This window comes from Hyphomicrobium zavarzinii ATCC 27496 (assembly GCF_000383415.1).
Taxonomy (GTDB): Bacteria; Pseudomonadota; Alphaproteobacteria; order Rhizobiales; family Hyphomicrobiaceae; genus Hyphomicrobium_C; species Hyphomicrobium_C zavarzinii.
Genome location: NZ_KB911255.1, coordinates 743,166 through 769,078, shown reverse-complemented (window position 1 = coordinate 769,078; position 25,913 = coordinate 743,166). Strand labels below are relative to the sequence as shown.

Annotated in this window: 21 protein-coding genes and 1 tRNA gene; 7 read left to right on the top strand and 15 right to left on the bottom strand. The window is 64.4% G+C overall.

Features of this window, described 5'->3' with window-relative positions:
• Window positions 1-70 precede the first annotated feature (70 nt).
• Window positions 71-163 (bottom strand) — tRNA-Ser (locus tag F812_RS0103525).
• A gap of 194 nt (window positions 164-357) precedes the next feature.
• On the opposite strand from F812_RS0103525, the gene F812_RS0103520 reads away from it, so the two are divergent.
• Window positions 358-1,005: a hypothetical protein gene (locus F812_RS0103520; protein ID WP_026867820.1), complete on the top strand. Its 648-nt coding sequence runs from the start codon at window positions 358-360 to the stop codon at window positions 1,003-1,005.
• Window positions 1,006-1,699: 694 nt separating this feature from the next.
• Here F812_RS0103520 and F812_RS0103515 read toward each other — a convergent pair.
• From F812_RS0103515 to uvrC, 6 genes are all read right to left on the bottom strand, one after another.
• Window positions 1,700-3,073, bottom strand: a complete 1,374-nt coding sequence (locus tag F812_RS0103515) for an N-acetylmuramoyl-L-alanine amidase (RefSeq protein ID WP_020084577.1) — start codon at window positions 3,071-3,073, stop codon at window positions 1,700-1,702.
• 214 nt (window positions 3,074-3,287) lie between these two features.
• Complete coding sequence (locus F812_RS0103510) at window positions 3,288-3,761, bottom strand: molybdenum cofactor biosynthesis protein MoaE (protein ID WP_020084576.1); 474 nt, start codon at window positions 3,759-3,761, stop codon at window positions 3,288-3,290.
• 12 nt (window positions 3,762-3,773) lie between these two features.
• On the bottom strand, window positions 3,774-4,079 hold the full coding sequence (moaD, locus tag F812_RS0103505) for a molybdopterin converting factor subunit 1 (protein WP_020084575.1): 306 nt from the start codon (window positions 4,077-4,079) through the stop codon (window positions 3,774-3,776).
• A gap of 4 nt (window positions 4,080-4,083) precedes the next feature.
• Window positions 4,084-4,674, bottom strand: coding sequence for a CDP-diacylglycerol--glycerol-3-phosphate 3-phosphatidyltransferase (gene pgsA / locus F812_RS0103500; RefSeq protein ID WP_020084574.1), 591 nt, complete (start codon window positions 4,672-4,674; stop codon window positions 4,084-4,086).
• Window positions 4,675-5,001: 327 nt separating this feature from the next.
• Entirely contained in the window at window positions 5,002-6,000 is a 999-nt protein-coding gene (locus F812_RS0103495) for an NAD(P)-dependent methylenetetrahydromethanopterin dehydrogenase (protein ID WP_020084573.1), read from the bottom strand.
• Between the two features lie 343 nt (window positions 6,001-6,343).
• A complete protein-coding gene (gene uvrC, locus F812_RS0103490; RefSeq protein ID WP_020084572.1) occupies window positions 6,344-8,365 on the bottom strand; it encodes an excinuclease ABC subunit UvrC in 2,022 nt (673 codons plus the stop codon).
• Window positions 8,366-8,548: 183 nt separating this feature from the next.
• On the opposite strand from uvrC, the gene F812_RS0103485 reads away from it, so the two are divergent.
• Window positions 8,549-9,511 (top strand): hypothetical protein, encoded by a 963-nt coding sequence (locus F812_RS0103485; RefSeq protein ID WP_020084571.1) that lies wholly within the window; start codon window positions 8,549-8,551, stop codon window positions 9,509-9,511.
• 42 nt (window positions 9,512-9,553) lie between these two features.
• Here the strand turns inward: F812_RS0103485 and F812_RS25210 are convergent, their stop codons facing one another.
• The 3 genes from F812_RS25210 to F812_RS0103470 all read right to left on the bottom strand — a co-directional run bounded on the left by F812_RS25210 (window position 9,554) and on the right by F812_RS0103470 (window position 13,631).
• A complete protein-coding gene (locus tag F812_RS25210) occupies window positions 9,554-11,224 on the bottom strand; it encodes a glucosaminidase domain-containing protein (protein WP_083929040.1) in 1,671 nt (556 codons plus the stop codon).
• A 47-nt stretch (window positions 11,225-11,271) separates the two neighbouring features.
• A complete protein-coding gene (locus F812_RS0103475) occupies window positions 11,272-12,483 on the bottom strand; it encodes a glucosaminidase domain-containing protein (protein ID WP_245257617.1) in 1,212 nt (403 codons plus the stop codon).
• Between the two features lie 392 nt (window positions 12,484-12,875).
• The gene (locus tag F812_RS0103470; RefSeq protein WP_026867817.1) at window positions 12,876-13,631 is read right to left on the bottom strand and encodes an SDR family oxidoreductase; all 756 of its coding nucleotides are present in this window, start codon (window positions 13,629-13,631) and stop codon (window positions 12,876-12,878) included.
• 421 nt (window positions 13,632-14,052) lie between these two features.
• Between F812_RS0103470 and F812_RS0103465 the strand changes: the two genes are divergently transcribed.
• From F812_RS0103465 to F812_RS0103450, 4 genes are all read left to right on the top strand, one after another.
• A complete protein-coding gene (locus tag F812_RS0103465) occupies window positions 14,053-14,805 on the top strand; it encodes a TorF family putative porin (protein ID WP_020084567.1) in 753 nt (250 codons plus the stop codon).
• A gap of 488 nt (window positions 14,806-15,293) precedes the next feature.
• Window positions 15,294-16,091: a TorF family putative porin gene (locus tag F812_RS0103460; protein ID WP_020084566.1), complete on the top strand. Its 798-nt coding sequence runs from the start codon at window positions 15,294-15,296 to the stop codon at window positions 16,089-16,091.
• A 240-nt stretch (window positions 16,092-16,331) separates the two neighbouring features.
• Window positions 16,332-17,153, top strand: a complete 822-nt coding sequence (locus F812_RS0103455; protein WP_020084565.1) for a TorF family putative porin — start codon at window positions 16,332-16,334, stop codon at window positions 17,151-17,153.
• 545 nt (window positions 17,154-17,698) lie between these two features.
• Window positions 17,699-18,457 carry a hypothetical protein gene (locus F812_RS0103450; RefSeq protein ID WP_020084564.1) on the top strand — a complete coding sequence of 253 codons (759 nt, stop codon included), beginning with the start codon at window positions 17,699-17,701 and terminating at the stop codon, window positions 18,455-18,457.
• Window positions 18,458-18,484: 27 nt separating this feature from the next.
• Here F812_RS0103450 and F812_RS0103445 read toward each other — a convergent pair whose 3' ends face one another.
• From F812_RS0103445 to F812_RS0103425, 5 genes are all read right to left on the bottom strand, one after another.
• Window positions 18,485-18,979 (bottom strand): hypothetical protein, encoded by a 495-nt coding sequence (locus tag F812_RS0103445; protein WP_020084563.1) that lies wholly within the window; start codon window positions 18,977-18,979, stop codon window positions 18,485-18,487.
• Between the two features lie 164 nt (window positions 18,980-19,143).
• Window positions 19,144-19,530 (bottom strand): hypothetical protein, encoded by a 387-nt coding sequence (locus tag F812_RS0103440; protein ID WP_020084562.1) that lies wholly within the window; start codon window positions 19,528-19,530, stop codon window positions 19,144-19,146.
• Window positions 19,531-19,809: 279 nt separating this feature from the next.
• A complete protein-coding gene (locus tag F812_RS0103435) occupies window positions 19,810-20,358 on the bottom strand; it encodes a hypothetical protein (RefSeq protein WP_020084561.1) in 549 nt (182 codons plus the stop codon).
• Between the two features lie 279 nt (window positions 20,359-20,637).
• Complete coding sequence (locus F812_RS22395) at window positions 20,638-21,402, bottom strand: ribonuclease T2 family protein (RefSeq protein ID WP_198011123.1); 765 nt, start codon at window positions 21,400-21,402, stop codon at window positions 20,638-20,640.
• A 55-nt stretch (window positions 21,403-21,457) separates the two neighbouring features.
• Window positions 21,458-22,861, bottom strand: coding sequence for a M20/M25/M40 family metallo-hydrolase (locus F812_RS0103425; protein ID WP_020084559.1), 1,404 nt, complete (start codon window positions 22,859-22,861; stop codon window positions 21,458-21,460).
• A gap of 376 nt (window positions 22,862-23,237) precedes the next feature.
• On the opposite strand from F812_RS0103425, the gene ppdK reads away from it, so the two are divergent.
• Entirely contained in the window at window positions 23,238-25,895 is a 2,658-nt protein-coding gene (gene ppdK / locus F812_RS22390) for a pyruvate, phosphate dikinase (RefSeq protein ID WP_020084558.1), read from the top strand.
• The last annotated feature ends 18 nt before the right edge of the window (window positions 25,896-25,913 follow it).

Genomic DNA, 25,913 nt, shown 5'->3' with positions numbered 1-25,913 from the left:
GTTGCCCCTCTTAGCTCCGCCGAGGGTCAGGCTTTATAATGCAATTTCAATGGATTAGACTGACAAGTTATGGCGGAGACGAGGGGATTCGAACCCCTGATACCCCTTTAGAGGGTATAACGATTTAGCAAACCGCCGCCTTCAGCCTCTCGGCCACGTCTCCGGATCGCGCGAAGCACCCGTATAGATGTGGGGTCGCCGCTTTGCAAGCGCGCCGCCACCCTTTCTGACCGACGTTTTCACACCCAGGCGGGCACGGCCCCTTCATTGGTTTGTCCCAAGTCATATGATAAGGGGCGTGAGCCGCACAAACTCGTCGCCGAAGCAAAAAACAGTGCCGGCCAGTGGAGTAAGGGGATGGTTCGTATCGCATACGCAGGCGCGGGCGCCGCACTTGTCCTGGCCGCGTCAGGAAGTGCGTGGGCGCTCGAATACTGCGTGACGTGCGAAGGCCCGCCCGCCATGTACCGGTGCGTCGTCGACGGAACGCCGGACGGCCCCGGCAAGGACCCCAGCGCCTCCCTCTACTGCATCTCGGAAATGGCCTCGAAGGGCCGCCACGAGGCCTGCGCGGTCTCCCGCGGCGCGCCCTTCCCCTGTCCCGGCCTCACCACCATGGTGAAGCCGCCGCCGAAGCTCCCGGGCATGGCGGCACCTCAGATCGGGGCGCCGGCACCTGACAACCGCACCCCGCTCGCAAGTGAGCCTCCCGCACCCGAGACCGCGCCGCCGCCGGAAGCCGAAAAGCCGGCAAAGGTGCCGCGCACGGTCGAGGAGCTGGCCGGCGAAACGGTGAGATCCTCCAAGAAGGGCCTGGAGCAGGCCGGCGAAGCCATCGGCGGCACTGCGAAAAAAGCGGGCGAGCAGATCGGCAACGCCGGAAGCGCCATTGGCAATGCCGCAACCAAGACGTGGAACTGCCTGACGTCGCTCTTCAGTGACTGCGGCCAGCAAGCCGAACCGGCCGAAAAACCCGCCCCGCCGGACGAGCCGCCTCATCAGTGAGTCAAGCCAGCCACGCCGCAAATAATATTGCGAACCGTTAGCTTGGCTTCATTCGAATCACATACGTTCCAAGCCGTGGGGGAGAATTACCTCGCCTGACGCGACTGCGGTCTCGGCCGCCTTGCGTCTGCTACCGGTGCATGCGTCAGAGCCTTTTTGGACAGGTGTCCTTGAGATCTCTGAACCGAAACGACCGATCAGCTGGTCAAAGAGCCCAGTGGAACGTGTGGCAGCCCAGGACGGCGCTGCCAGAGGGAGCGTTCCAAAGGCGCGCATCGCACCATCCCATAAGTCCGTCCAGGACCGCCGTGTCCGCTCCGGCCCCGCCAGCATCGTCGTCGTCTCGCTCCGCCAGCCCTGGCAGAGGGAGAGGTGTGTCGCGGCTGTCGCAGGCTTATTCGATCGGAGCTCGGTCACGGCACCAGCTAGAAGATGGAGTGCACTATGCTGAAGCACCTTCGTCAGTGGTCCACCGACGCGTCCCGACCAAGGAGCGCCGCTCATACCCATGAGCTTCGGCACGATACCGACTGGGACTTTGTACTCCTGTGGCGACTTAAACCTCCGCATCCTCCAAGTAGAACTTGAATGAGCTTTGCCGGCAGGGCGTGCGACCCGGCGCCGGCTAGAAAAACTAAAGGCCGGTCCCCCCAGGGCCGGCCTTCTAGTTTTTGAAGCGTGCGCGAGACGGCCGCTACATCGGCAGGCGCGCGATCTGATTTCCGAAGTAGTTCTCGACCGCGGTCATAATGGAATCCGAAACCTTATCGCGCCACGTGTCGGATCTGAGCAGCTCCGCGTCCTGCTTGTTGGTGACGTAGGCGAGCTCGATCAGCACCGAGGGGAACTGCGCCGTCTTCAGCACCCGGAACGCGGCCTGCTGGTCCGGCTTGGCACGAAGCTCAGTGCTTGCGCCCATGTATTCGATCACCGAGCGGGTGAAGACGCTGGTGCGCTCCTGCGTGGCGTCGACCTCGCGCCCCGCGAGATCGGCGAGAATGCTCTTAACCGCCGAGAGATCGTTGTCGATGCTCGCCTTCTTCATCGTATCGACTTCATCCTTCGTCAGGACGGCGCTCGACACCTCGCCCTTGGCGGAGCGCTGAAGTGCGTTGGCAACGTTCTCGCGCAGCGAATAGATGGTGGCACCGCGCGCCTTGGAGTTGCCGCCCGCATAGTCGGCGTGCACGGCGATGAACAGGTTCGCCTTGTGCTCCTCGGCGAAATCGACGCGCTTGCCGAGCTCGACGAACACGTCGGTATCGCGCGTCATCAGCACTTTGTAACGGCCGGTCTTCTCGAGCTTGTCCTTGAGCATGAGACTGAACGCGAGGACGACATCCTTCTCGACGGTGCCGTTTTTCATGGCACCCGAGTCGTGTCCGCCGTGGCCAGGATCAATCACGATGATCGGCTTGAACGAGCGCGCGGCGATCTCATCCGGACGCTGGGCGGGCATCGGCAGCGGGGGTTGCACGTCGACGGCACCGAGCGCGAACGGCGCGACCTTGAGCGGCTTCTTCGCCGCCTTGGTGGCCGAGTTGACCGGCACGATGTCGAGCGCCAGGCGATGGCCCTTGCCGTCCTTCGCACCTTCGATGCTGGCGCTCTCAACGACGACCGGGCGCGTGACCTCGATCACCACGCGGGACTTGCCGGGCGCCGATCGGCCGGCCTGGAACGACTTCACGAGACCGACCGCGATGTTCTCCTCGGGCTGCGCAGGAAGACGCAGCGCGGTCTCCGCGATGTCCACGATCACGCGATTGGGGTTCGAAAGCGAGAAAACCTGGAACTCGACCTCCTTGGGGAGGCCAATCAGAAAGCGCGTATGGCTGGCGTCGCCGCCGAGCGTCGCTTCCGGCGCGGCAGCGGCCTGCACCTTGGCTTTGGCAGCGGCACCGAGAGAGCCGGTCTCGACGGATTTCTTGGATTTTTGCGGGGAAGCGGCAGGGATCTTGTCTGACACGGCGCGCTGGTCCGCCGCGATCGCCGCGAGCGGAAACGCAAGCGCAAAAAGCGCGCAGAAGCTCTGCAGCGCAAAGCGCTGCCGGTATTCATTCATCATCGTTGTGTGACCCCCGTCTACGCAACACGGTCCATTGGCGGGACAGTCATTAAGTAACCGTAGATAATGGCGTTTTGCGGGACGCCATCAGGCATTGTTATGGAACGATAAAGGTTAACGATTTACTAATCGTCCACCATGCCGAGCGCGGGCGCACGGGAATAACCAAGCAAAATCAATGTTGTGAAGATTTTATTTAGGAAAACGTATTTGGTTACTTTTCGGTTAACGATGCGCCCGTCCAGCGCGCGAGGGCGGCCCCATCGCTGGCCCGCTCGTCGACCCACGTCTCAGTCCCGTCGGCGAAGGACTCCTTTTTCCAGAACGGCGCCCGGGACTTGAGATAGTCCATCAGGAACTCCGCCGCCTCGAAGGCCGCCCTGCGGTGGGCCGAGAGCGTGATGACCAGAACGATCGGGTCGCCGGGCTTCAACTCGCCGAACCGGTGAACGACGAGAGATCCGGTGAGGCCGAACCGCTCGCGGGCCTCATCGTCGATACGGCCGAGCTCGAGTTCGGTCATGCCAGGATAGTGCTCGAGGGTGAGCGTCTGGAGCGCCCGCCCGCCGGCTTCGCCGCGCACGAGCCCCGTGAAGGTCACGATACCGCCGACGTCGGTACGCCTATCGGTCAAGAGGCGGATTTCCTCCGCCACATCGAACGCCTCGCGCTGAACACGCACCGCCACGGCCGTTTCTCCTCAGCCGCCAGTCACCGGCGGAAAGAAGGCGATCTCCCGCGCACCCGCAAGCGCATGCGCCGGCTTCACATGAACCTGATCCAGCGCAGCGCGCACCACGCCTGCCCGCGCGAACGCGTTCTCGTACTCGGGGCCGCGCGTGCTGAGCCAAGCCACGAGATCGCCGACGGTCGCGACGCCCTGAGGCACGTCGACGACCTCCTCCGCGCGTCCCACTTTCTCGCGCACCCAGGCGAAATAGCGCACGGTGAGGCGCTGCCCCGCCGCGGCAGAGGCCCGAGCCTCGCTTATCGTTCCGATCGACACCGAACTACCCTTCCATCGCGTGGCGGACACCAGCCTTGAGATAGTCATAGCCGGTCCAGAGCGTAAGCACTGCCGCGACCCAGAGAAGCACAATTCCCGCAACCGAAGTGCCCGGAACGATCCGGTCTCCGGCCGGTCCCGCGATCAGAAATGCCAGCGCGACCATCTGCACGGCCGTCTTCCATTTGGCGAGGGCCGTCACGTGCACCTTGACGTTCAGCTCCGCCAGGAACTCGCGCAGCCCGGAAACGAGGATTTCACGGCACATGATCACGATGGCGGCCCAGATCGACAGCCCGTCGATGGTCCGGTCATGCACCAGCATGATCAGCGCCGCCCCCACGATCAGCTTGTCCGCGATCGGGTCCAGCATGCGTCCCAGCGTCGACTGCTGCTCGAGCCGGCGCGCGAGGTACCCATCGAGCCAGTCGGTGATGGCCGCGGCGACGAACAGCCAGAACGCGGCCCACCGCCCGGCTTCCCCTTCGACGAACATCAGGCAGGCCACGAGCGCAGGAACAGCCGCGATCCGTGCGTAGGTGAGCACGTTCGGCAGGCTGGTCGCATGAGGCCGGGTTGAGATGGGCGGGTCCATGGCGCCTAGCTAACACCATCCGGGCGCACGCCAGTCAATGGGGTACCGACCGGCGGCTCAACACGGCTTGAAGGAGAAACAGCGAAGTCCCCAGCCGGGGCGCCGCAATAGGCCTTATCCACAGGCAAATCCCGGAACCCAGGAACAAACCGCCCGACCACTCGTTCTCGTAACAGAAACGTCAAGCTGCCGACGTAAGTATCTCGTCGTCGACCGCTGGTCGTCAGCGCCTAGAGTGTAGCCGCGTATTTGGAATCAGGCGCCATTGTGGGCAGAGCAGGAGTGAAAGCTCCTGCTCTGCTCATTTTTTATGGCGGAGAGGCTTGGTTAAATCTTGGCCTTGGTGTCCCGCCCGGCGTCCGACACGATCTGGCGCGCGAGCTCGAACGCATCGCGGAAATCGAGGTCGAGCGGCTGCGAAGCCGTCAGCATACGGCGGAACAGCCCCGCCTGCGTCTTGTACTTGATATCGCCGATGGCGAGCGCGCCGACGCCGAGCGTGCTGCATCCCGGAAGCGGAACGCCATCCATGAAGAGATCCAGACCCTCGATACCGTAGGGCTTCACCGCATTGACGTCCGCAGCGACGAGAAGCCCCGGCGCCTTGGCGAGTTGCATCCGCGAGATGATGTTCACCCCAGCCGGACCCGCCGTGAAGATCACGTCGGAAGTCTTGAGAAGCTTGCTCTTGAGCGCATCCGTCTGCCCGGCGACGGGATGGAGCGCAACGTTGAAACGCTCGGCCGCAAACCCGGCGGAAGCCTCCAGCGGCTCTATTGCATCGTGCGCCACGATGCGCACCTCCGCACCCTCGTTCGCGGCGATGACGGCGGACGAAAATCCGACGACGCCCATCGCGCCGAACACGGAAACCCGAAGGCCCTGCCAGCCACGTCCGTAGCTGCGCCGCAGCACGCGCTCGACGCACGCCACCATCGCCGCCGCGGTCGTGAATGACCCGCCCGGATCGGCGAAAACGGAAACCTCGAACGGCGGCACCATCGCGCGGCGCGCCGCCTTCATCATGTCGAGCGCGAGCGTGATGTCCTTGCCGCCGATGAACAGGCCCGTCATGGCTTTCGGCGGCCGCGAGAAGATCGCGTCCTGCACCAGCGCCCCCACGTCGCCGAGCCCAACGTTGTCGTAGGGCAGGACGACTTTGTATCCGGAATCGACCGCCATGTTGCAGTCGAACGGGCTCATGAATTTCTGCGGAGAAAGCATGTAGAGGATCGGCAGCGATCCCGGCGCCGCATCCTTTGCTTTCGTTTTCGTGCGCTTGGGTGTTTTTGCGGTTTGCGGGGTTTTCGCGGAGCTGGATTTCAAAGCCGCCTGAGGTGCCCGCTTTTCCGACGAACGCGCACGCTTCGAACGAGCGTCGCCCGAAGGGCGACGGCCCAGCACATCCTCACTCACACGCATGACTGACTTCCCCCACGCCCTCGACGGGCACACGCACGACACTCTGCGGGCGCCGGCACGGCCTCACGCGACGCCGGTCTGCCACACCCTTGAACGGTGACTATGACAGCCGATGGTTGAGAAAGGATTTTAAAAATAGCTGGGAATGGCAGGCGTTGATCAATCAGCCTGCGGCAAAAACTCAAAAAGGTATCGCAAGGAAACGGTATTCGCTCGACAAAACATTAACGGGCCAAAGGCCAACGTCTCAAACCCTGCGCTCGTGAAAGAAATCGTAAATCTTCTTCGCCATTTCCGCTGAAATCCCGTCGACGGCCTGCAGATCGTCCACGCCGGCGCGCGACACGGCCTTGGCAGAGCCGAAGTGCTTCAGCAGCGCGCGCTTGCGCGTCGGGCCGATCCCCGCGATCTCATCGAGCGGGTTGGCCCCGAGCGACTTCGCCCGTTTGGCCCGGTGCGTGCCGATGGCGAAGCGATGAGCCTCATCGCGCAGCCGCTGCACGAAGTAGAGCACGGGATCGCGCGGCTCCAGCATGAAGGGCGCCCGGCCCGGCATATGAAAATGTTCGCGACCCGCATCCCGGTCCGGCCCCTTGGCGACACCGACCACCTTGATGTCGCTGATCCCGAGCTCCGCCAGCACCTCAAGCGCGACCGTGAGCTGCCCCAGGCCGCCATCCACCAGAACCAGGTCCGGCCGGTCCGGCAGCGTATCCGGAAAAGAAGCGGCTTCCGCTTCCTCCTCGGCCGCCTCGCCCTGCCCCGGCACATGCTCCCACAGCGCTTCCGCGGGCGTCTCGGCCGGAGCTTCGGCCTCGTTCTCGGCAAGCCGGCGGAAACGGCGCTCCAGCACCTCCCGCATCATGCCGTAGTCGTCACCCGGCACGAGCGCATCCGATCGGATGTTGAACTTGCGATAGGCCCCCTTCGCGAACCCCTCCGGCCCGGCAACGATCATGCCGCCCACGGCATTGGTGCCCATGATGTGGCTGTTGTCGAACACCTCCACGCGGCGCGGCGGCCGCGGAAGCCCGAACCGCTCGCCCAGCGCCGCGAGCAGCGTACGCTGCGACGAGCCCTCGGCGAGCTTGCGGCCGAGCGCTTCGCGGGCATTGGAGAGTGCGTGCTCGACCAGCCCCGACTTCACGCCCCGCTGCGGAACGCGGATCTCCACACGCCGGTCGGCCTTTATCGAGAGCGCTTCCGCGAGAAGCGCATGGTTGGCGATCTCGTGCGAGAGAAGGATCAGCCGCGGCACGGGCTTGTCGTCATAGAACTGCGCAACGAAGCTATCGAGCACCTCTTCCACCGGAAGAGACCGATCGGCCTTCGGATAGTAGGCGCGGTTGCCCCAGTTCTGGCCAACGCGGAAAAAGAACACCTGGATGCAGGTCTGCCCGCCCTCCTGGAAGGCCGCAAACACGTCCGCTTCCTCGACGCCGTCGGGGTTGATCGCCTGCTCGGCCGTCACATGCGCCAGCGCCCAAAGGCGGTTGCGCAGCTTCGCCGCCCGCTCGAACTCGAGCTTCTCCGCCGCCTCCTCCATCAGCCGCTGGTACATTTCGCGCACCGACTGGCTCTCGCCCTTGAGAAACCGCAGCGCCTCGTCCACAAGCGCCCCATAGTCTTCAAGGCTGATCTCGCCCGTGCACGGCGCCGAGCAACGCTTGATCTGATAGAGCAGGCATGGCCGCGTGCGGCTCTCGTAGACGCTGTCGGAGCAGGAGCGCAGAAGGAACGCGCGCTCCAGCATGTTGATGGTGCGGTTCACCGCCCCCGCCGACGCGAACGGCCCGAAGTATTCGCCCTTGATGGTGCGCGCGCCGCGATGTTTCAGGATCTGGGGCGCGCCTTGATCGCGGCGGATCAGAATGTACGGAAACGACTTGTCGTCCCGCAGCGTGACGTTGAAGCGCGGACGAAACCGCTTGATCAGGTTCGCCTCGAGCAGCAGCGCCTCGGCCTCGGTCCTGACCGTCACGAACTCCATGGAGGCCGTAGCCTGGATCATCCGCAGCGTGCGGTTCGGGAGCCCGGCGAGCCGCGTATAATTCTGAACGCGCGCTTTGAGATTGCGCGCCTTGCCCACGTAGACCACCTCGCCGCCCGCATCGAGCATACGGTAGACGCCAGGCCCCGTGGTCAGGGTCTTGAGATAGGACGCGATCACGTCCGCCCCCGTGGGCACCGGCGCGCCCGCGCTCTCGCGGCGTTCTTCCGGCCCGATATTGGCGGGGGGCGCGCCGGTCTTGTCTTCGGTGTTGGGCATGTCCGGAACATTGGCGGGATGGCCCCGCCCGTCAAGCAGGCAGCATGAAATCGGCGGCAACACCGCCGCACCGGGCCGAAATGCCACAAATTCGCCTCGGAGGTCGCAGTCCTTGGGCGGACCGAAAGGCAATCTACGCGCAATTGATCCCGCTGAGCCCGGCGCGTCCGGAGGTGACGGCCCATGCGAGTTTTCACAACCCTTGCTGTCGCGCTCGTGGTGGCCTTGTCCCCCGCGCTGGCGAAGGACAAGCCGAAGCCGCCGCCGCTCGAGTTCAAGAAGTCGGAGCAGGTCCTGAAATGGATCAACGACTATCGCCGGGCGCCGGAGCCGGACCGCCTGCCGGAAGTCGTGCACGCGATGGGCGACCTCGGCCTGTTCCGCGATCTGGATTCGGCCGGCGTCTATGTCGGCTTCATCGGCGGCGTCATCGGCGCCAATCCGGAAGGCGCGGAACGGCTGGTCTCCCGCATGTTCCCGATGCCGCCCGAGGATCAGGTGGTGCTGATCCGAGCCATCGCCTACTCGGGCCTTCCGGACTGGAAGCAGCTGCTGCAGAAGTTCATCGAGCGCATGCCCGCCCGCATGGTGCTCATCCGCAAATATCTCTACGGCGACGGCAAGACGCTCCAGGAGCTGCCCATCGACGAAGGCTCTTACGTTCTCGACGCGCTCTGGGGCTATTACTTCGCAACCGGCTATCGCGAACCTATCGAGCGCATCGTGAGCGCGCTCAAACTCTCCACCAACAAGGACGACCTGGAAAAGCTGACCATCGGCTCCATGGCAAAATGGACGCTCGCCAGCAACGCCTCGCGCGAGCGCGATCTTCTCGACATCCTCGCCGAGGAGATGAACCGTCAGCCGCCCGAGGTGAGAAAGCCGCTCCGCGAGGTGATCGAGGCCGCCGAGACCTTCGAGATCGGCAAGATCCGCAAGGACGCCCTCGCCGCCATCGACGAGTTGAAGCTCAAAGGCCCACAGAAGGCGCGTGACTTCGCCTGGTGGGGACAGGCGGGTCAAACGGCGCTCGCCCTCGGCTGCGTGGCCGCCGGCGCGATGGGCCAGGTCGCGCTCGGCATTCCGTGTGTGGTTGGCGGGGCCGTCTCCACGGCCGCGCTCAAATACTTCGCGCCCGCGCAATAGCAGCAAGAAAGACGGAGATCTGAGATAGAAACGCGGCCGGGCTCAGCTCGCGCAGAGCGAATGAGCTTTGGCGAGCGCCTCGTTTCGCGACGGGAACGTGCCGATCGCTTCACCGCCCGCCGGACGCGACGAGAGAAAGCTCTTCGTCATGCTGTCCTCGAAACCGTCGATCACCGAAAGCGCAATGTAGTGCACATCCGCGCCCACCGGAGATTTCACCAGCACGGTCGTCTCGCCGCCATACCGCGCGGTTTCGACAAGACAACGCCCCGGCTTGACGCCGAGGCCTGAAGGAGGATCGAATTGGGGCTTGGCGGTCGCATCTCCTCCGCCTCCAAGACCCGTCACGAGCGCAGCCAGTCCACCCGCTTCGGGTCCGGCTGCGGCGACGTAAGGCGTGCTCGGCGGCGGCGGAACGCTCTCCACGATCGGCGGAACGACAGCGGTCGTAGGTGGTGGAGGCGGCGGTCCCGCGAGAGCGTCCGCAGGTGCAGCGGCCTGTTTCACATCAGATGCAGGAGCCGCATTGCCAGCTTGAGCCACATGAGATGCAGGCTTTAGGGCTGGTACTTTCACGTCTGCAAGCGCGGACGGCGGTGTGAACAGCGCGAATCCAGGCACGGGCTCGCCGCTCTCGGCGGTATCGGCCGGTGATGCCGGAGAAGCAGGCGCAGCCGGCGTGGTGAACCCATCGGGCTCGGCAAGCAATTCCGCGACCGCGTCGGCGGCAGTGCGCGCAGCCGGAGCTTTGGAAGGCGAAGCCGCAGCCTTCACAGCCGCCTTCGCTGAGGGCGCCGTTGCCGCCGAGGCCGTCGAAGAGGCAGGCGCGCGTTCACGCATCGGAGCCGCGGCGGGCGCTGTCGCGTCCCCGCGCGACCAGACCGTGCGAACCGCGGACGAAGCCGACGACGTCGCCCCCGTTGTCATTCCTCCACGACGCTCCGGCGGCTGGGAAGGGGGCGCCGCCGCACGTCCTCCGCCGGTAGCCCGCGGCTGAGCCGGAGCTTGCTGCCAGGGCAGCACTTCGATGTCCTGAGGCGCGGCGCGCTGTCCGCCCGCGCAGTATTCGGAGCGGAACTGCCCCGCCACCCACTCGATGGAGCCGGCATACTTGGGATCGGCCGCCCAGCGCCGTGCGAGATCCGAGAAGCGCACCGGACGGTTCAGCTCCCGCGACTTGGCGAGAATGTGCTCCTGCTTGAGCTGCGTGCGCGGCGCGACGGGATTGTTGATCATTTCACCGGAGTACACGACGAGGTGCTGGATCTGCGCCAGCACGCCCGTGTTCACATCCGGAAAGCTGTCACCGGGAACGCCGCCGCCGGTCGTACCGATGCCTGCAAAATTGTTCTGCTTGGGATCGACGTCCCCCATGCGCCCGTTCGGCGCGCGATAGGTGAGAAAGTTGGTCTCGATCGCCATCTGGAAGAACGCGTAGTCCCAGCGCACGTGCCAGGTCTCGCCGTGGTGGCGATAGAAAGAGGCGATGTCGCGAAAGCGCGGCGAGAGATTGCCGTTGCGCCGCGTGAGAAACGCCATCAGCCGCTCGGGCGTCACGCAGGCGGGAACCATGTTCTGCCGCGAGGTGCGGATCTCGGGCAGCTTGGGGGCGGCCACAGCCGCGAGCGGGGCAGCAAGCGCTGCGAGCCCCGCGGCCAGCACCACGCACGCCGATCGGCTCACAAAGGAAAGACTCGAAAAACTTGCGGTCATGAAACGCTCACGGACAACACCAACGAACGCAACGATCCGAGCTTCCCTCAGCCCTCGGGGCAGAGCTCGAAGGCTTTTTCCAGGGCCTGAGACTGACTCTGGAACTCGCCGACCGACTGACCGCCCTTCGCATAGGCGTTGATGTAGGCGTCGGCCTCGCGCTTTTCGGACCCGTCGTTGACGTCGAGCACCGTGTAGTTGGTCGTCTTGTCCTGCGTGGCCTTGATGATGATGGCCTTGGATCCGCCGTAGCTCGCGGTCCACACACGGCACTTGCCGGAGGCTGCCGCGCTCGGAGCCGCCTTCTTGTCCGGCTTGTCGGCTTTCTCGGTCTTTTTCTCCACCTTGCCGGCATCCTTGATCGCGCCGGGCAGCGCGGCCACCTCGATGGCCTTTGCACCCTTGGATTTGCCGGCTGCCGGAGCCGCCACGGCGGCCTGCTCGGCCTCCATGGAAACCTGCGTCTCGGCAGGAGGCGTGGGTTCGGCGTTGAGAAGCGTGAGCGGCGGGCTCATCGACGCGGTCTGCGTCTTCGCCTTCGCATCCGGTGCGACGGCGGCCGCCTCCGCGGAAGCGGCCTTCACCGGAAGCTTCGCGGCACCCTGATCCTCTGCGGCAGGCGGAGCGCCGAGTGACGAGCGGCCCGTCGTGCCCTCGGCCTTGGCCGCCTCAATGGCGCGCTTCTGCGCGTCGAGGCCACGCGTCTTCGCCGGGGCCTCTGCCGACGCCGTTTTCACGGGCGTTCCGCGGATCTCCGCGACCAGCTCCGGCTGCGGATCGGCCTCCTTGCAGACGCCGTCGAAAAAGCGCGTGGCGATGGTCTCGATGTCGACGGCATACCGACGGCTGGTCGGGGCCCACTTCTTGGCGAGCTGGGTGAACGTGATCGGCCCGTCGATGCTCTTTTGCCAGGACGTGAGAACGTTCCACTCCTGAATATTGCGCGTGCGCTCGGCGACCGGGTTTTCCACGTGCTCACCCGAGTACATCAGAAGATGCTCGATGTGCGCCCGTGCGCCGGTCGAAACGTCCTTGAAGCGCTCGCCCCGCGCGCCCTTTCCGGTCGCGCCCAGGCCCGCGAAATTATTCTGGTCCGGCTTCACGTCGCCGCCATAAGCGAGATAGCCCGTCTCGAGCAGCATCTGGAAAAACGCATAGTCCCAGCGCACGTGCAGCGCCTCGCCGTGGCGCATGTATTCGCTGGCGACCACGTCGAATTTGGGTTCGAGCTTGGGGTTGCGCTGCCTGACGTAGCTCATCAAGCGGCCCGGCGTCGCGCATTCGGCGACTTGATTGGTTTCGCTGACTTTAATCGGGGGCAGATCGGCCGCGCTGGCAGCGGCGGGAAGAGCTGTTACGGACGCCAGAAGCAGCGCCACGCCGGAACGTGAAGACCTAGATCGGCAGGTCATGGGACACCCCAATTTTCTACGCGGCGCAGAGCGCGCCCAACAATCCGAACAATGGTTCGTAAGCCCTTAAGCTTAAGAGCCGGTTTACGCGCGAATCGACGGACGACAGATGAGGCTTACCCGTGACCCATGTTTGGGGCGCGAGTGGGGGGATGAGAGGGAGGAATTGTGGCGTGGACGGGCACAAGCGCGCAGCCACCCGCGCTTAACCCAACTGCCTACTGCCTACTGCCTACTGCCTACTGCCCCTCCGCCCAGGTCAGATGCTGCCCGCCGTCGAGCGCAATCATCTGCCCGGTCAATGACGGGGAGGCCAGGATGAAGCGGACGGCGGCCGCGATCTCTTCCGGGGTCGGCCCACGCTTGAGCAGGGTCGACTGGGCCTCCCGCGCGAAATCGGCATCCGTCTGATGGACGCTCTTGAGCACCGGCCCCGGCCCGATCGCGTTGACGCGGACCCTGGGCGCGAGCGCCTGCGCCAGCGTCCGCGTCGCCGTCCACAGCCCCGCCTTGGAGATGGTGTAGGAGAAGAAGTCGGGCGTGAGCTTCCACACCCGCTGGTCGATGATGTTGATCACGTTGCCCGCCACACCCTCCGGCAGATTGAGGAACAGCGCCTTGGCGAGGAACACAGGTGCCTTGAGGTTGATGTCGAGGTGCGTGTCCCAGGTGCCGGGCGTCACCGTCGCAACCGTATCGACGAGGAACTCCGACGCATTGTTGATCAGGCAGACCGGCGGGCCGAACAGCTCCCGGCACTTCGGAATGAGCCCTTCGATGTCGGCCTCAGACGCGAGATCCCCCGCGATCGCGGCCCCGGTTCCCCCCGCATTGCGGATCTCGGTGACCAAGGCCTCCGCCTCCCGCGACGAGCGGCGATAATGCACGCACACCTGCCAGCCATTGCGCGCCAGATCGAGCGCGATCGCGCGTCCGATACGCCGGGCGCTCCCGGTGATGAGCACAGTAGGCGCAAGCTCGTTTGGATGAGACATCTTCGTAAGGGTCCTGCTGACGACTGCACTTCGGCGCGCTGACCGACGAGAGATAGCCGTCCAATCGCATCACGCCAACGTGCGCATCACTTGGGCATTGCTCGCGCGTGGTGCACAAGCGCGTCAAATCGTCCGAAATTCCTTGGTTTTGTGCCTCTTTAGCGAGCGCCAGTTGCGCAATGAGCAGCCAATTTCGAGCCCGAGTTGCTGCTGCGCGACACCGTTTGAGCGAGCCCCTCACCCGCCGCGTTTAAGGCTTGGCTCCATCAGAAGTTTCCGCCCTTTATGACACCCACGTTACGCCAATAAAGCGGCGCTCTCTCCTAGTCTTGCGGCACGCCGAGACGACCGGGGAGCACGCATCCGGCGTAGGGCGCATCGAGTGTGGGAACTATCTTTTGGGGGTTTAGGTACGATGACAATGTCATTCACGAAATCGGTTGGCGCGGCCGGCATCGCGCTTCTTACGTGCGCGGCACCGGCTCTCGCCAGCGACATGACCCCGCCCCCGGCCGGACGCGAGTTCTCCTGGTCCGTCAACGCGGCGATCACCAGCGACTACGTCTTCCGCGGCGTGTCTCAGTCCGACAACGACCCGGCCCTGCAGGCCGGCATCGACTTCGCATACGGCATTCTCTACGCGGGCGCCTGGGGCTCCTCCATCGACGAGACCTTCCTCGGCGGCAACCTAGAGATCGATTACTACGCGGGCATCAAGCCGGTGCTCGGCCCCGCGACCTTCGACCTCGGGATCCTCTACTACACCTATCCCGGTGTGACCGAGCCCGCCAAGGGCGACGCGGAGGTGGTCGAGCTCAAGATCGGCGTGAGCGGCGAAATTCTCCCCAAGCTGACCGGATCGACCTACTTTTACTGGAGCCCGGAAGCCGCGGGTGACAATGGCGAATATTGGGTCTCGGAAACCAGCCTTGCCTACGCCCTTCCGAAGGTCTTCGTCTTCGATCCCACCATCAGCGGCACCTACGGCTACTCCGAGAACGTGGACACGGACGTGGAAACCGCGTGGTGGAATGTCGGCCTGACGCTTGGCTACGACAAGTTCTCCTTCGATTTCCGCTACTGGGACAGCGACTTCGACACCTTCAACGCCGTCAGCCTGACCAACCTCTCGGACGAGCGCTTCGTCTTCACCGCGAAGGTTGCCTTCCCGTAGGTCTCTCCTTTTCCCATCTGCACCTGAACGGGGCCGTTTCTGGCCCCGTTTTTTTTGCCAAACGGGGAATCAAAACACTGTTCCGGCTTTCGACAGCACCGTTTTTGATTCTGATTCCCCGGAACATCCGACGTGAGATTACTTTCTTTTCCCCATTACGCATTGCGACATGCCTAAAAAATAGGCAGCAGCCTCCCAAATCCCGTTCACAATCCGTCAACAGATGCCTCCAGTTTGCGCTTTTTGAAGGCAAGAAGTGGCCAGTTTCCGGCCAGAGTGGCATTGATGAGACACCTGTAACGGCAGCGGTGGACCCGTGTGTCTTAAAGCTTGTGCTTGGTGGGGAGTTTCGGTCTTCTGATGGGCAAGACGCACTCGCCGAGTGGAAGCGGGTCGCCCGATCATTCTGTTTCTGACGCATGATCAGGAGACCTGTTCGGTAGGGGGCACACGAACTCAGGTGTGGGACTTTGGGGGTTACAGGTACTATGAAAGCATCATTCGCCAAGTCGGTCGGAGCCGCGAGCATCGCGCTTTTGACCCTTTCGGGCGCCGCTCTTGCAGACGGCTACGGTGAAAGCGTGAAGGACGCGCCGGCTCCGGCTGGTCGCGAGTTCAGCTGGTCGGTCACTCTCGGCGGCACGTCCGACTATATCTTCCGTGGCCTCTCGCTGCGCAACGAAGATCCGGCAGCTCAGGGCTCGATCGATTTCTCGTACGGAATTCTGTACGCTGGCGCATGGGCGTCCAACGTTGGCGGCCTCGGAGCGCCTGCTGAAATCGACTGGTACGTCGGCATCAAGCCGGTTCTCGGCCCGGTCACGTTCGACTTCGGCGTTGTCTACTACACCTATCCGGGTGGCGACGACATCTCGGGTCCGCGCGCCAACCACGAGCTTGACTATGTCGAGCTCAAGGCTGGTGCCAGCGGCGAGATCGCCAAGAACCTGACCATCGGCGTAATGGGCTTCTACTCGCCGGAGCAGCAGGGCTGGGGCGAGACCTACGCGGTCGAAGGCACCGCAGCTTACGCGCTTCCTGCAGTCGGCATCTTCACGCCGACGATTGGCGGCACGTATGGCTGGCAAGGCACCGAGGAAGTTGGTGTTCTCGTCAATGGCGACGACTACACCTACTGGAACGTTGGTCTTGCGCTCGCCGTCGAGAAGTTCACCTTCGACTTCCGCTACTGGGATACGGACATCAGCAAGGCTGACGCTCTTCCCGGCGCCTACGGCCTCTCCGACGACCGCTTCGTGTTCTCGGCAAAGGTCACGCTGCCCTAGTCGGTACGCGCCAGAATTCACAACGGAACGGGACCCTCGCGGGTCCCGTTTTCGTTTGTGGAAGGGCCCAGCGGCTAAAGCGTTGCGCGCAAGACACAAACCTGGGGAGACGAATCGTCGTCTCGCCCTTTGTTCTTGTTTCCTAACGACCTCTGCGCTTTCCTGTCCGGCACAAGGGGTACGCGTATCGCGCGTGGCACAAAGCGCGAGACAACGATTCTGCGTTGAGGGACGGTATTCATGTGGGGTTTCAGAAATTCGGCGCTGACACTTCTCGCGGGCGTTTCGCTCGTGAGCCTGTCGGGCACTGCCCTGGCAGACGGCTACGGCGGTAGCGTCAAGGACGCCCCCATCGCCGAGGGTCGCAAGCTCGATCTCTCGGTCACGCTTGGCGGCACCAGCGACTACGTCTTCCGCGGCATCTCGCAGACATTCGAGAACCCGGCCGCCCAAGGATCCGTCGACCTCACCTACGGCATCTTCTATGCCGGTATCTGGGCCTCCAACGTCGACTTCGACGACAATCCGAAGGCCAACGCGGAAATCGACCTGTACGCGGGCCTCAAGCCCACCTGGGGTCCGGTCACCTTCGACCTCGGCGTGCTCTACTACGCCTACCCCAGCGCGAAGGATTCCGCCGCAGAGCTCGATTATGTGGAACTGAAGGCCGGCTACAGCATGGCCTCGCCGTGGATCAAGGGCCTCACCAGCGGCACCACGCTCTACTGGTCCTCTGAATACGGCGGCGACGTCGGCGAGGTCTTCACGCTGGAAAGCGCAGCCGCCTATGAGCTGCCGCAGTTCGGCATCTTCAGCCCCTCCATCACTGGCGCCTATGGCACCGTCTACGGCGACTGGAAGGAAGGCTTCAGCGTGGATGGCACGCGAGAGGACGAATACACCTACTGGAACGTCGGCCTCGCCCTCGCGGTCGAGAAGTTTACGTTCGACTTCCGCTATTGGGATACGGACATCGGCAATGTCGTCGGTCCGGCCGTTTGCGTCAGCGAAGGCCTCTGCGACGAGCGTTTCGTGTTCACCGCCAAGGTCACGTTGCCTTGATGTCCTGAACTCTTTCTTTGAAGCCCGACCTCCTGCATGGGCGATGCTGAAAACCGAGGCCTACCGGCCTCGGTTTTTCTTTGCGCGCTCGCCTGTCCGCGCGCCCGGCGCGGAGATGCCCAGACCACTGACATGCTGCCATACGGCCGTTGCAAGCCCTTCATCGTGCTGTCACCCGCCCCCGCTAGCGTCTGCCGCAAGTCGCCTCTTGAGACTGATCCTCTCGCCCCGAATTCCGCAGTGGGGCGCGAGCCGCCGGCCTCGGCGTTCGCTTGAGAGGAACAGGAGGGGGACGCGCGCATCGCCCTCGTCATCGCGCGTCCGTCTACGACCGCCACGCCCCGCCTGCGGGTACGCGGCGGAGAAAGAGGCCAGCCTGGCAGAACTCCCCGGCGTCCCCGCGGCCGGCGAAGGAAAGCAGGCTGGCCTCGTTTGCTTGAGCGGACCCGCAATCCCCGATTTTCCCCAGCTCTCGCCGCCTGGAGCTTGATCATCCGGCTGCGCGCAATCTATGAGATTGAGAGGCGGAAAATTGAGCAGATGCCGTGATTCTGACGATTGCCATCATGGTCGCTCTCACGATCGCGGTCGCGGCACACACGCTTGCGCCGCGCATGGCCGACGGACGCGTGATCTTCGAGCAAAGCCCGGACCGGCCGGCTGGCTTCGGTTACAGGATGGCCTGGCTCGCCGTGCGAAGCCGCGATACCCGCGCCGTGGTGGAGGAGCTGGGCTTGCTCGCGGCCGAGCCCTGCAACTGGAAATCCGGGATCGGCACCGTCTACGACGACCACCTCGGCAACGACCACGTCTTCGTATCCCCGCCGGTGAACGGCTGGACGTTCGTCGTCGGCCTGGCTCTACCCCATCCCGTCGGCCGCAACTTCACCAACAAATGCTCCCCGCTTCTCGAGCAGCTCGGCCGGCGCTTCGTCGAGGTGCAGTTCTTCTTCGCCTACCCGGCCATCGATTGCTTCGCCTGGGCACGCCTCCTGGAAGGCCGCATCATCCGTGCCTTCGCCATCACCGATTCCGGTGTCGTCTGGAACCGGGGTCGCGCCACCAAGGAGGAGCGCGCGCTCGGCCTCAAACTGTTCGATTTCCGCGGCGTGCGCGGCCGTAAGGGGGATGCCGGCGGAGAGATCATTCTCTATCCCACCGAAGAGCACGTGCTGCGGCTCGCCCAGCGTTGGAGCATCGACCCGACCGAGCTGGACAATATGGACACGCCCACGCCCGGCCTCGGCTACATCGCGCTCGCCCCCGCCTCCTGGCGTCCCGAGCGTCTGCGCAAGGCAGGCTAACCCAAAGCTCAGGGCCTCAAAGCCCGTTCAAGCAGCTTGGCGCTTCTCGGACATGACGGCCGAACGCAGGGCACGCTGCGGCATGTCCGGGAGCGTGAAGATCGTCGCGGACCGGCGCATCGGGCTCTCAGCGACGATGCTCTTTTGGCGCCCGAGCACGAGAGTGCCTGTCGTCTGCTTGTAACGCTTGAGCAGGCGCGGCGCCTTTTTCGGAATGGGTTTCCCCGCGGGCGGCGTCGTCCGCCGCCGAGCGCCCTTGAGCCCCTTGGGGACATTCTGGCGGGCGATGGACCTCAGACGCGCGGCAAGCGCCCAGCGCCGCGCGCTCGAAATGGAGAAATCGGAAGCGAAGAAGCCGAAAACCCGCTCCACCTTGGGAGCCTGGCGCACCAGGAACAGGGCAGGCAGGAAATGCGAAAAATCGGGAGCCGCACCACGCACCGCCTTGGACCCGGCGAGCGCCCGGAGAATCCAGCCGAAAAACCTTCCGACAATCCCGTTTCCTGCAGCCGCGGCCGGCATAACCCACCTCCCAGAAGTCCGCGGACGGACTTGTTCTAAAGAGGAAGATTACATCGTTTGGTTAAAGCAAATATAATTTATCGTTCCAAAATAATATGTTGGAGAAAAATGCTTACACAAAATGACAGCTATGAAGATTCAGCCCGTCTTGCGCGCCCACGGACCTAAGCTGCCGATAGCCCGGCGATCTCCGCCATCTGATGGGCAATCATCTGATCCAGGAAGCCCTCGAAGCGCACGGTGAACGTCGAGAGCCCCCTTGGGTCGTTGCTCCATTCCTGAAGCTTTTCGGCGAACTGCTCCGGCAATTCCGCCGCCGTCTCGTCGAGATCCACGACGCTTGCCCGGAACGCCGCTTCGGTCATCGGCAGAAAAGGAATGGTCACCATGTCCAAGTGGCCGTCGGCATGGCGGCGGGGAGCATGCACGGCTGCCGCCAGCACGATAGTCCTCTGACCGTCGAAAGATGCAATCGCGCCGATCAGCAGCCGGGACGTTTCGAACCCGGCGGGCGCTCGATAGGTCCAGCTTTGTCCGGCGGCGAGATCCATATCTACGACTCCACAAAAACTACTGACGGCTCAAAGCTTTGAGCAACAACAGGGCTGGTAGCCGTGCATCGGGGCAGCTTTCGGGCGCCACCCCGCCGAAACTTAAAAGGAACTATGCGCCACCCGCCGGATGACCTTGTAAAAAAACGACGTTGAAGGCCTTGCCACACCCGGCTCAAAAATTTGCAGTCTCGCAAAATATGGCGAAACGGCCGGGCTCGTGCCCGGAGCTTAGACTACCGGCCGGCTCTAGGCGAGCCGATCTCGCCGGGCACGCCGCTACGGATCCCGGGCGCCGAGGCCGCCCGCAGCGCCCTGCCCAGCCGCGCCGTCGTCAACTGCGTCCGATGCGATAATGCGATCTTCCCGCCCCTGGAAGGTATCCGCCGGCAGCGGCGCGTGATCCGCCTCGCAGGCGCGCGCAGTGGTCACCCCCGTGCGCCGGTCCAGAAAAAGCGACGTGCACGACGCGGGCGCCACAGACGCTTCCGCCATTCGGATCCAGCCGGAGGGCTGCTCCGCCCTGAGCGCGTGACGTGACGCGCTCGGCACAGCCTCGACCGCGGGGCCGCCTGCCAGCACCACGTTGGAAACGAAGCTCCAGAACCCGACGAAGTGCCAGAACACCGCGCCTCCCAGAAATCCGATGATGCTCCAGCCGAGACCGCTCAAACCATCGAGCAGCCGCTTGGCGGCATCGAGCCGCTCGCGAGCCGTGAAAACCGGCGGAGCACCGGCCTCGATGGCCGCAGCGCCATCATGCCCCTCCGCGCGGAACTCTCCGCCCAACGCGGAAGCCAGACTGCGTTCGTTCGCAATTCCCTGCATGCCTCGAGCCTGCAATAGCGAAAACCAAACGCAGAACGACTCGAAGCTTGAGACGAGGCGGCGGTGGCGGCAAGCCGAAATGCGGCAATCAAAAGACCGCGATCCCACAGGCCCGCATGAGTCTCACAGAGACATGACCAATCAAGCGCATGATCCAACGCGGCTTTCCCGCATCCCATAAAGACAGGAGGCTAGCGGAGACTGCGCAGCAGCCGCAGACTTATCCACAAGCGAAGAAGCGTCGAGCTGCCTGAGCACGCGCGCTGAAAGCCGCGCCGCTCAGCGAACCGGCGGCACGTGCATCCGGGAGCTCCGGCAAAGCGCGCCTTGATCCTCGTTGTCGCCGCAGGAACGCGGCTCGCCGGTCTTCGAGAAGCAGATGCGGATCTCGCGGAAACGGCTTCCCGGGCCGCGGCAGGCCACCGCCATCATGTCGGGCTTGAGCTGCGGGTTCACCGCCGCGAACTCCCGAATGACGTCGCGCGGATCGAGAAACTGCGCTTGCGTGGGTTTGCGGAAACGCTCCGGCACCTTGAGGCTCGCGAACAGCCGCCGCGCGGTTTGGAAGTACCCCTCTGGCGTGAGGCCCGAGCAGGTCCCATGCTTGCGGTACTCATGAATGATCAGCCGCTTGCTCGGCATGATGTCCATCATGTCGTCGATGATGGATTGCGGCACGTAAGGCTTCACCCGTGTGGGGCAGTCCTCGGGATACCCGCGCTCGTACTGCGGCCAGAGCCCATGCAGGATGAACGCATAGCGCCGCCCGTCCCGGCGCGCGCATTGCGTATCGTCATCCTGCCCCTCGGGGCTGTCGCAGTGCGTCGGGCTCCAGGAGAGCACCAGCGAGTAATAGTCGAACGCGCCCGCCGCATTCGCCTCATTCCGGGCGCCGCCACTGGTGTTGCGAGCCGTCGTCGCGGGCGGTGCCTCCCCGGACCGGTTTCCGCCCTCGTCGCCCTTGCGCTCGAAATAGGCGAGCACCAGGGCAATTGCGATCAGCGCCAGAAGGCCAGGGAGAGTGAGCTGAGGACGGGAGGCCATGAAGGTCGATCGGGTCCGGGTTCTGCTGCGGAGAGGGAAGGAGAGATGCGCTGTATCACGCCACGCGGCGCGAAAGCGCATCGAGTATTCTGACCCAGCTCCGCGCGCCCTTCTTGAAGCTCTTCAAGTTGTATTTCTCATTGGGCGAGTGGATACGGTCGTCCTCTACGCCGAAGCCGACGAGCAGGCTATCCATCCCGAGCGCGGCCTTGAACGAGGTCACGATCGGGATCGAGGCGCCGCACCCCATCAGCACGGTCTTGGTGCCCCACTCCTCCTCGAGCGCAGCGGCAGCGGCCTGCATCGCGGGCGCGGACGTGTCGAACCCGATCGCCGCGCTGCCATGCCCGCCGAGGAACTCGGCCTCGCAGTCGTCTGGCAGATTGTCGGTCACGAACTTGCGCACGGCGGCCAGCACGTGCTCGGGATCTTGCCCGGGCACCAGGCGGCACGTGATCTTGACCGAGGCCTGCGCCGGAATGACCGTCTTCGAGCCTACTCCCTGATAACCGCCCGTGATGCCGTTGAACTCGAGCGTCGGGCGCGACCAGAGCTGCTCGATGAGCGAAGCGGACCTCTCGCCGGCGGGCGTCGACAGCCCGATCGGCCCCAGCAATTGCTTCGCGTCGAGACCGAGCGCCTGCCATTGCTTGAGCTGCACCTTGGTGGGCGCGACGATCCCATCATAGAAGCCCGGAATCTTGATGCGGCCCTTGTCGTCGTGGATCTTGCCGAGCAGGCCGACGAGCGCGCGGATCGGGTTCATCGCTGGCCCGCCGTACATGCCCGAATGCAGATCGCGCGACGGTCCCTTGACGATCACCTCGATACCCGCGAGCCCGCGCAGCATGGTGGTGATGGCGGGCGTGTCCTTGTCCCACTGCCCCGTGTCGCACACCAGCACGAGATCCGCCTTGATCTCCTTGCCGCTTTTCTTGAGAAAGCCGGGAAGCGACGGGGACCCGCACTCTTCCTCGCCTTCGATCATCGCCGAAACGGCGAGCGGCAGCTCGCCCACGACCTCTTTCCAGGCGCGCGCCGCCTCCAGGAAGGTCATGAGCTGGCCCTTGTTGTCCTCGGCGCCGCGCGCAACGATGACCTTGCCGTTGGCCTTGTCGCTCGCGATGCGCGGCTCGAATGGCGGCTTGGTCCACAGCTCGAGCGGGTCCGGCGGCTGCACGTCATAGTGGCCGTAGAAGAGAACGTGCGGCGTGCCCTTCGCGACCTTCGCGCGATCGTGCCCCACCACGATCGGATGCCCCGTCGTCTGGCGCACGCTGGCCGGGATGCCGGCCTCCGTCAATTGCGCCGCGCACCAATCGGCTGCCTTGCGGCAGGAGTCCTTGTAGGCCGGGTCCGCCGAGATGCTCTCTATCCGGAGCAGCTCGAACAGCCGCTCGAGGCCGGCGTCGAAATTGCGGTCGAGCCGCTCGAGAACCTTGGCAACGTGATCCGTCATGGGAGTCCTATCTTGAGCAAGACGTTCGCGAGAGTGCGCGATCGGTCCGGTGCAGTCAAAGGGAGTGTTGGCGCATCCCGGCGGCTATGCCACAGTCTCGCACCGGGCATCAATCCGGCACTCTGGAGGCCCGGTCCGCCGAGTGTGGCCCCAATGGGTGGCGAGGTTGTGAAACAGTCTCTTAATCAAAATATTGGAGCACCTTCCCACCTCAAGATCTTCGTACGCTGAGGAAGCGGGATAGAAACCAAACGCAGCCTAGAACAGGCGATCGTTTCAAAGAGAGGCACACGTGTCAGTTGCCCGGCCATCTTCCGACGCGGCTCCGAAATGGGTCTACTACTTCGCCGCCGGAGAAGCGGAAGGCGGCGCCGCGATGAAGAACCTGCTCGGCGGCAAGGGCGCGAACCTGGCCGAGATGGCGAGCCTCGGCCTGCCTGTCCCGCCCGGCTTCACCATCACCACCGAAGTCTGCGGCCTTTACTACAGGAACGGCCGCGCCCTGCCGGAAGGACTTGCCCCGCAGGTCGAGCGCGCCCTCGTCAAGGTCGGCCAGGAAACCGGCGCGCGCTTCGGCGACGAGGAGAACCCGCTGCTCGTCGCGGTGAGATCCGGCTCGCGTGCCTCCATGCCGGGCATGATGGACACCATTCTGAACCTCGGCCTCAACGATCGCACCGTTCTGGGCCTCGCACGCCGCTCGGGCGATGAGCGCTTCGCCTACGACAGTTATCGCCGCTTCATCCAGATGTACGGCGACGTGGTTCTCGGCGTCGATCACGGGGTGTTCGAGGACATTCTCGACAACTTCAAGAACCTCAACGGCTACTCCTTCGACACCGAGCTCGGCGCCGACGAATGGCGCGCCGTCATCGCGCTCTACAAGACCGCCATCGAGGACGCACTCGGCGCACCGTTCCCACAGGATACGAACGAGCAGCTCTGGGGTGCCATCGGCGCCGTATTCGGCTCCTGGCTCAACGCCCGCGCCGTCACCTATCGCCGCCTCCACGCGATCCCGGACGAATGGGGCACCGCAGTCAACGTACAGGCCATGGTGTTCGGCAACATGGGCGACACATCGGCAACCGGCGTCGCCTTCACCCGCAATCCCTCCACCGGCGCCAACGAGATCTACGGCGAATACCTGGTCAACGCCCAGGGCGAGGACGTCGTGGCGGGCATACGCACCCCGCAGCCGCTCACCCTCAAGGCCCGCCTCGAGGCGGAGGACCCAAACCTCTCGCTCGAGGAGGAGATGCCTCAGGCCTTCAGCGAGCTAAAGCTCATCTTCTCGGCCCTCGAAAGCCGCTACCGCGACATGCAGGACATCGAGTTCACCATCCAGAACGGCAAAGTCTGGATGCTGCAGACACGCTCCGGCAAGCGCACGGCGGAAGCCGCTGTGAAGATCGCCGTCGACATGGCGGACGAGGGCATCATTACGCGTGCGGAAGCCGTTCTGCGCGTGGACCCTTCGGGCTTCACCCAGCTTCTTCACCCGACCATCGATCCCGCCGGTGAGAAGGAGCTGCTGACGACGGGGCTTCCCGCCTCACCCGGCGCCGCGGCGGGCGCCATCGTCTTCAACTCCGACGAGGCCGAACGCCAGAAGCAGCAAGGCCGCGACGTGATCCTGGTGCGCACGGAGACGAGCCCGGAGGACATCCACGGCATGCACGCCTCGGCCGGCATCCTCACCGCGCGCGGCGGAATGACGAGCCACGCCGCCGTGGTAGCCCGCGGCATGGGCGTGCCCTGCGTCTCCGGCGCCGGCGCGCTTCGCATTAACGAGAAGGCGGAAACGCTGAGCATCGGCCCGCGCGCGTTGAAGGCCGGAGACGTCATCACCATCGACGGCGCGACGGGGCGCGTCTACGCGGGTTCCGTCCCCATGCGCCAGCCGCAGCTCTCCGGCGACTTCGCCCGCCTCATCGGATGGGCCGACGACGCACGCGGCCTCGCCGTGCGCGCCAACGCCGATACGCCGAAGGATGCCCGCCAGGCCCGGTCCTTCGGCGCGCAGGGCATCGGCCTCTGCCGCACGGAGCACATGTTCTTCGATGCAGCCCGTATTCTGGCCATGCGCGAGATGATCTGCGCCACGAACGAGGCCGGGCGCCGCACCGCACTGGCGAAGATCCTGCCCTTCCAGCGAAGCGATTTCATCGAGCTGTTCGAGATCATGGGCGAGCTTCCGGTCACCATCCGCCTGCTCGACCCGCCTCTGCACGAGTTTCTGCCGCGCCACGAGCGCGAACTCGAAGCCGTCGCGGCTGAGCTCAAGATGCCGGTGGAGAAACTCAAGGCCCGCGTGGCGGAGCTCTCCGAATTTAATCCCATGCTAGGCCTGCGCGGCTCACGCCTTGCCATCCGCTATCCCGAAATCACCGAGATGCAGGCGCGCGCCATCTTCGAGGCCGCCATCGAAGCGGAGAAGCGTCTCGGCGCCGCCATCGTTCCTGAGATCATGATCCCGCTCGTCGCCTACCGGCGCGAGTTCGACATCCTGGCGGGCGTCATCCGTGCCACAGCCGAAACCGTGGAGAAGGAAGCGGGCGCGCGTCTCGACTACAAGCTCGGCACCATGATCGAGCTGCCGCGCGCCTGTATCAAAGCAGACAAGCTGGCCGAGGGAGAGGACGGCGCCGAGTTCTTCTCGTTCGGCACCAACGACCTCACGCAGACCATCCTTGGCCTGAGCCGCGACGACGCCTCCCCCATTCTATCGACCTACGCGACGCAGGGTGTTTACGAGACCGATCCCTTCGTCTCCATCGACCAGCAGGGCGTCGGCGAGCTGGTGAAGATTGGCGTCGAACGCGGGCGGGCGGAAAAGCCGGGCCTCAAGATGGGCATCTGCGGCGAGCACGGCGGAGACCCGGACTCCGTGGCGTTCTTCCATAAGCTCGGGTTCGACTACGTCTCGTGCTCCCCGTTCCGCGTGCCCATCGCCCGCCTCGCCGCCGCCCAAGCAGCCATCCGCGCCAAGCTCGAGACCCCGGAAAAATCCGAGACCCGCCCGGCGTTCTGAGAAGCGTTCTGAGCCTCG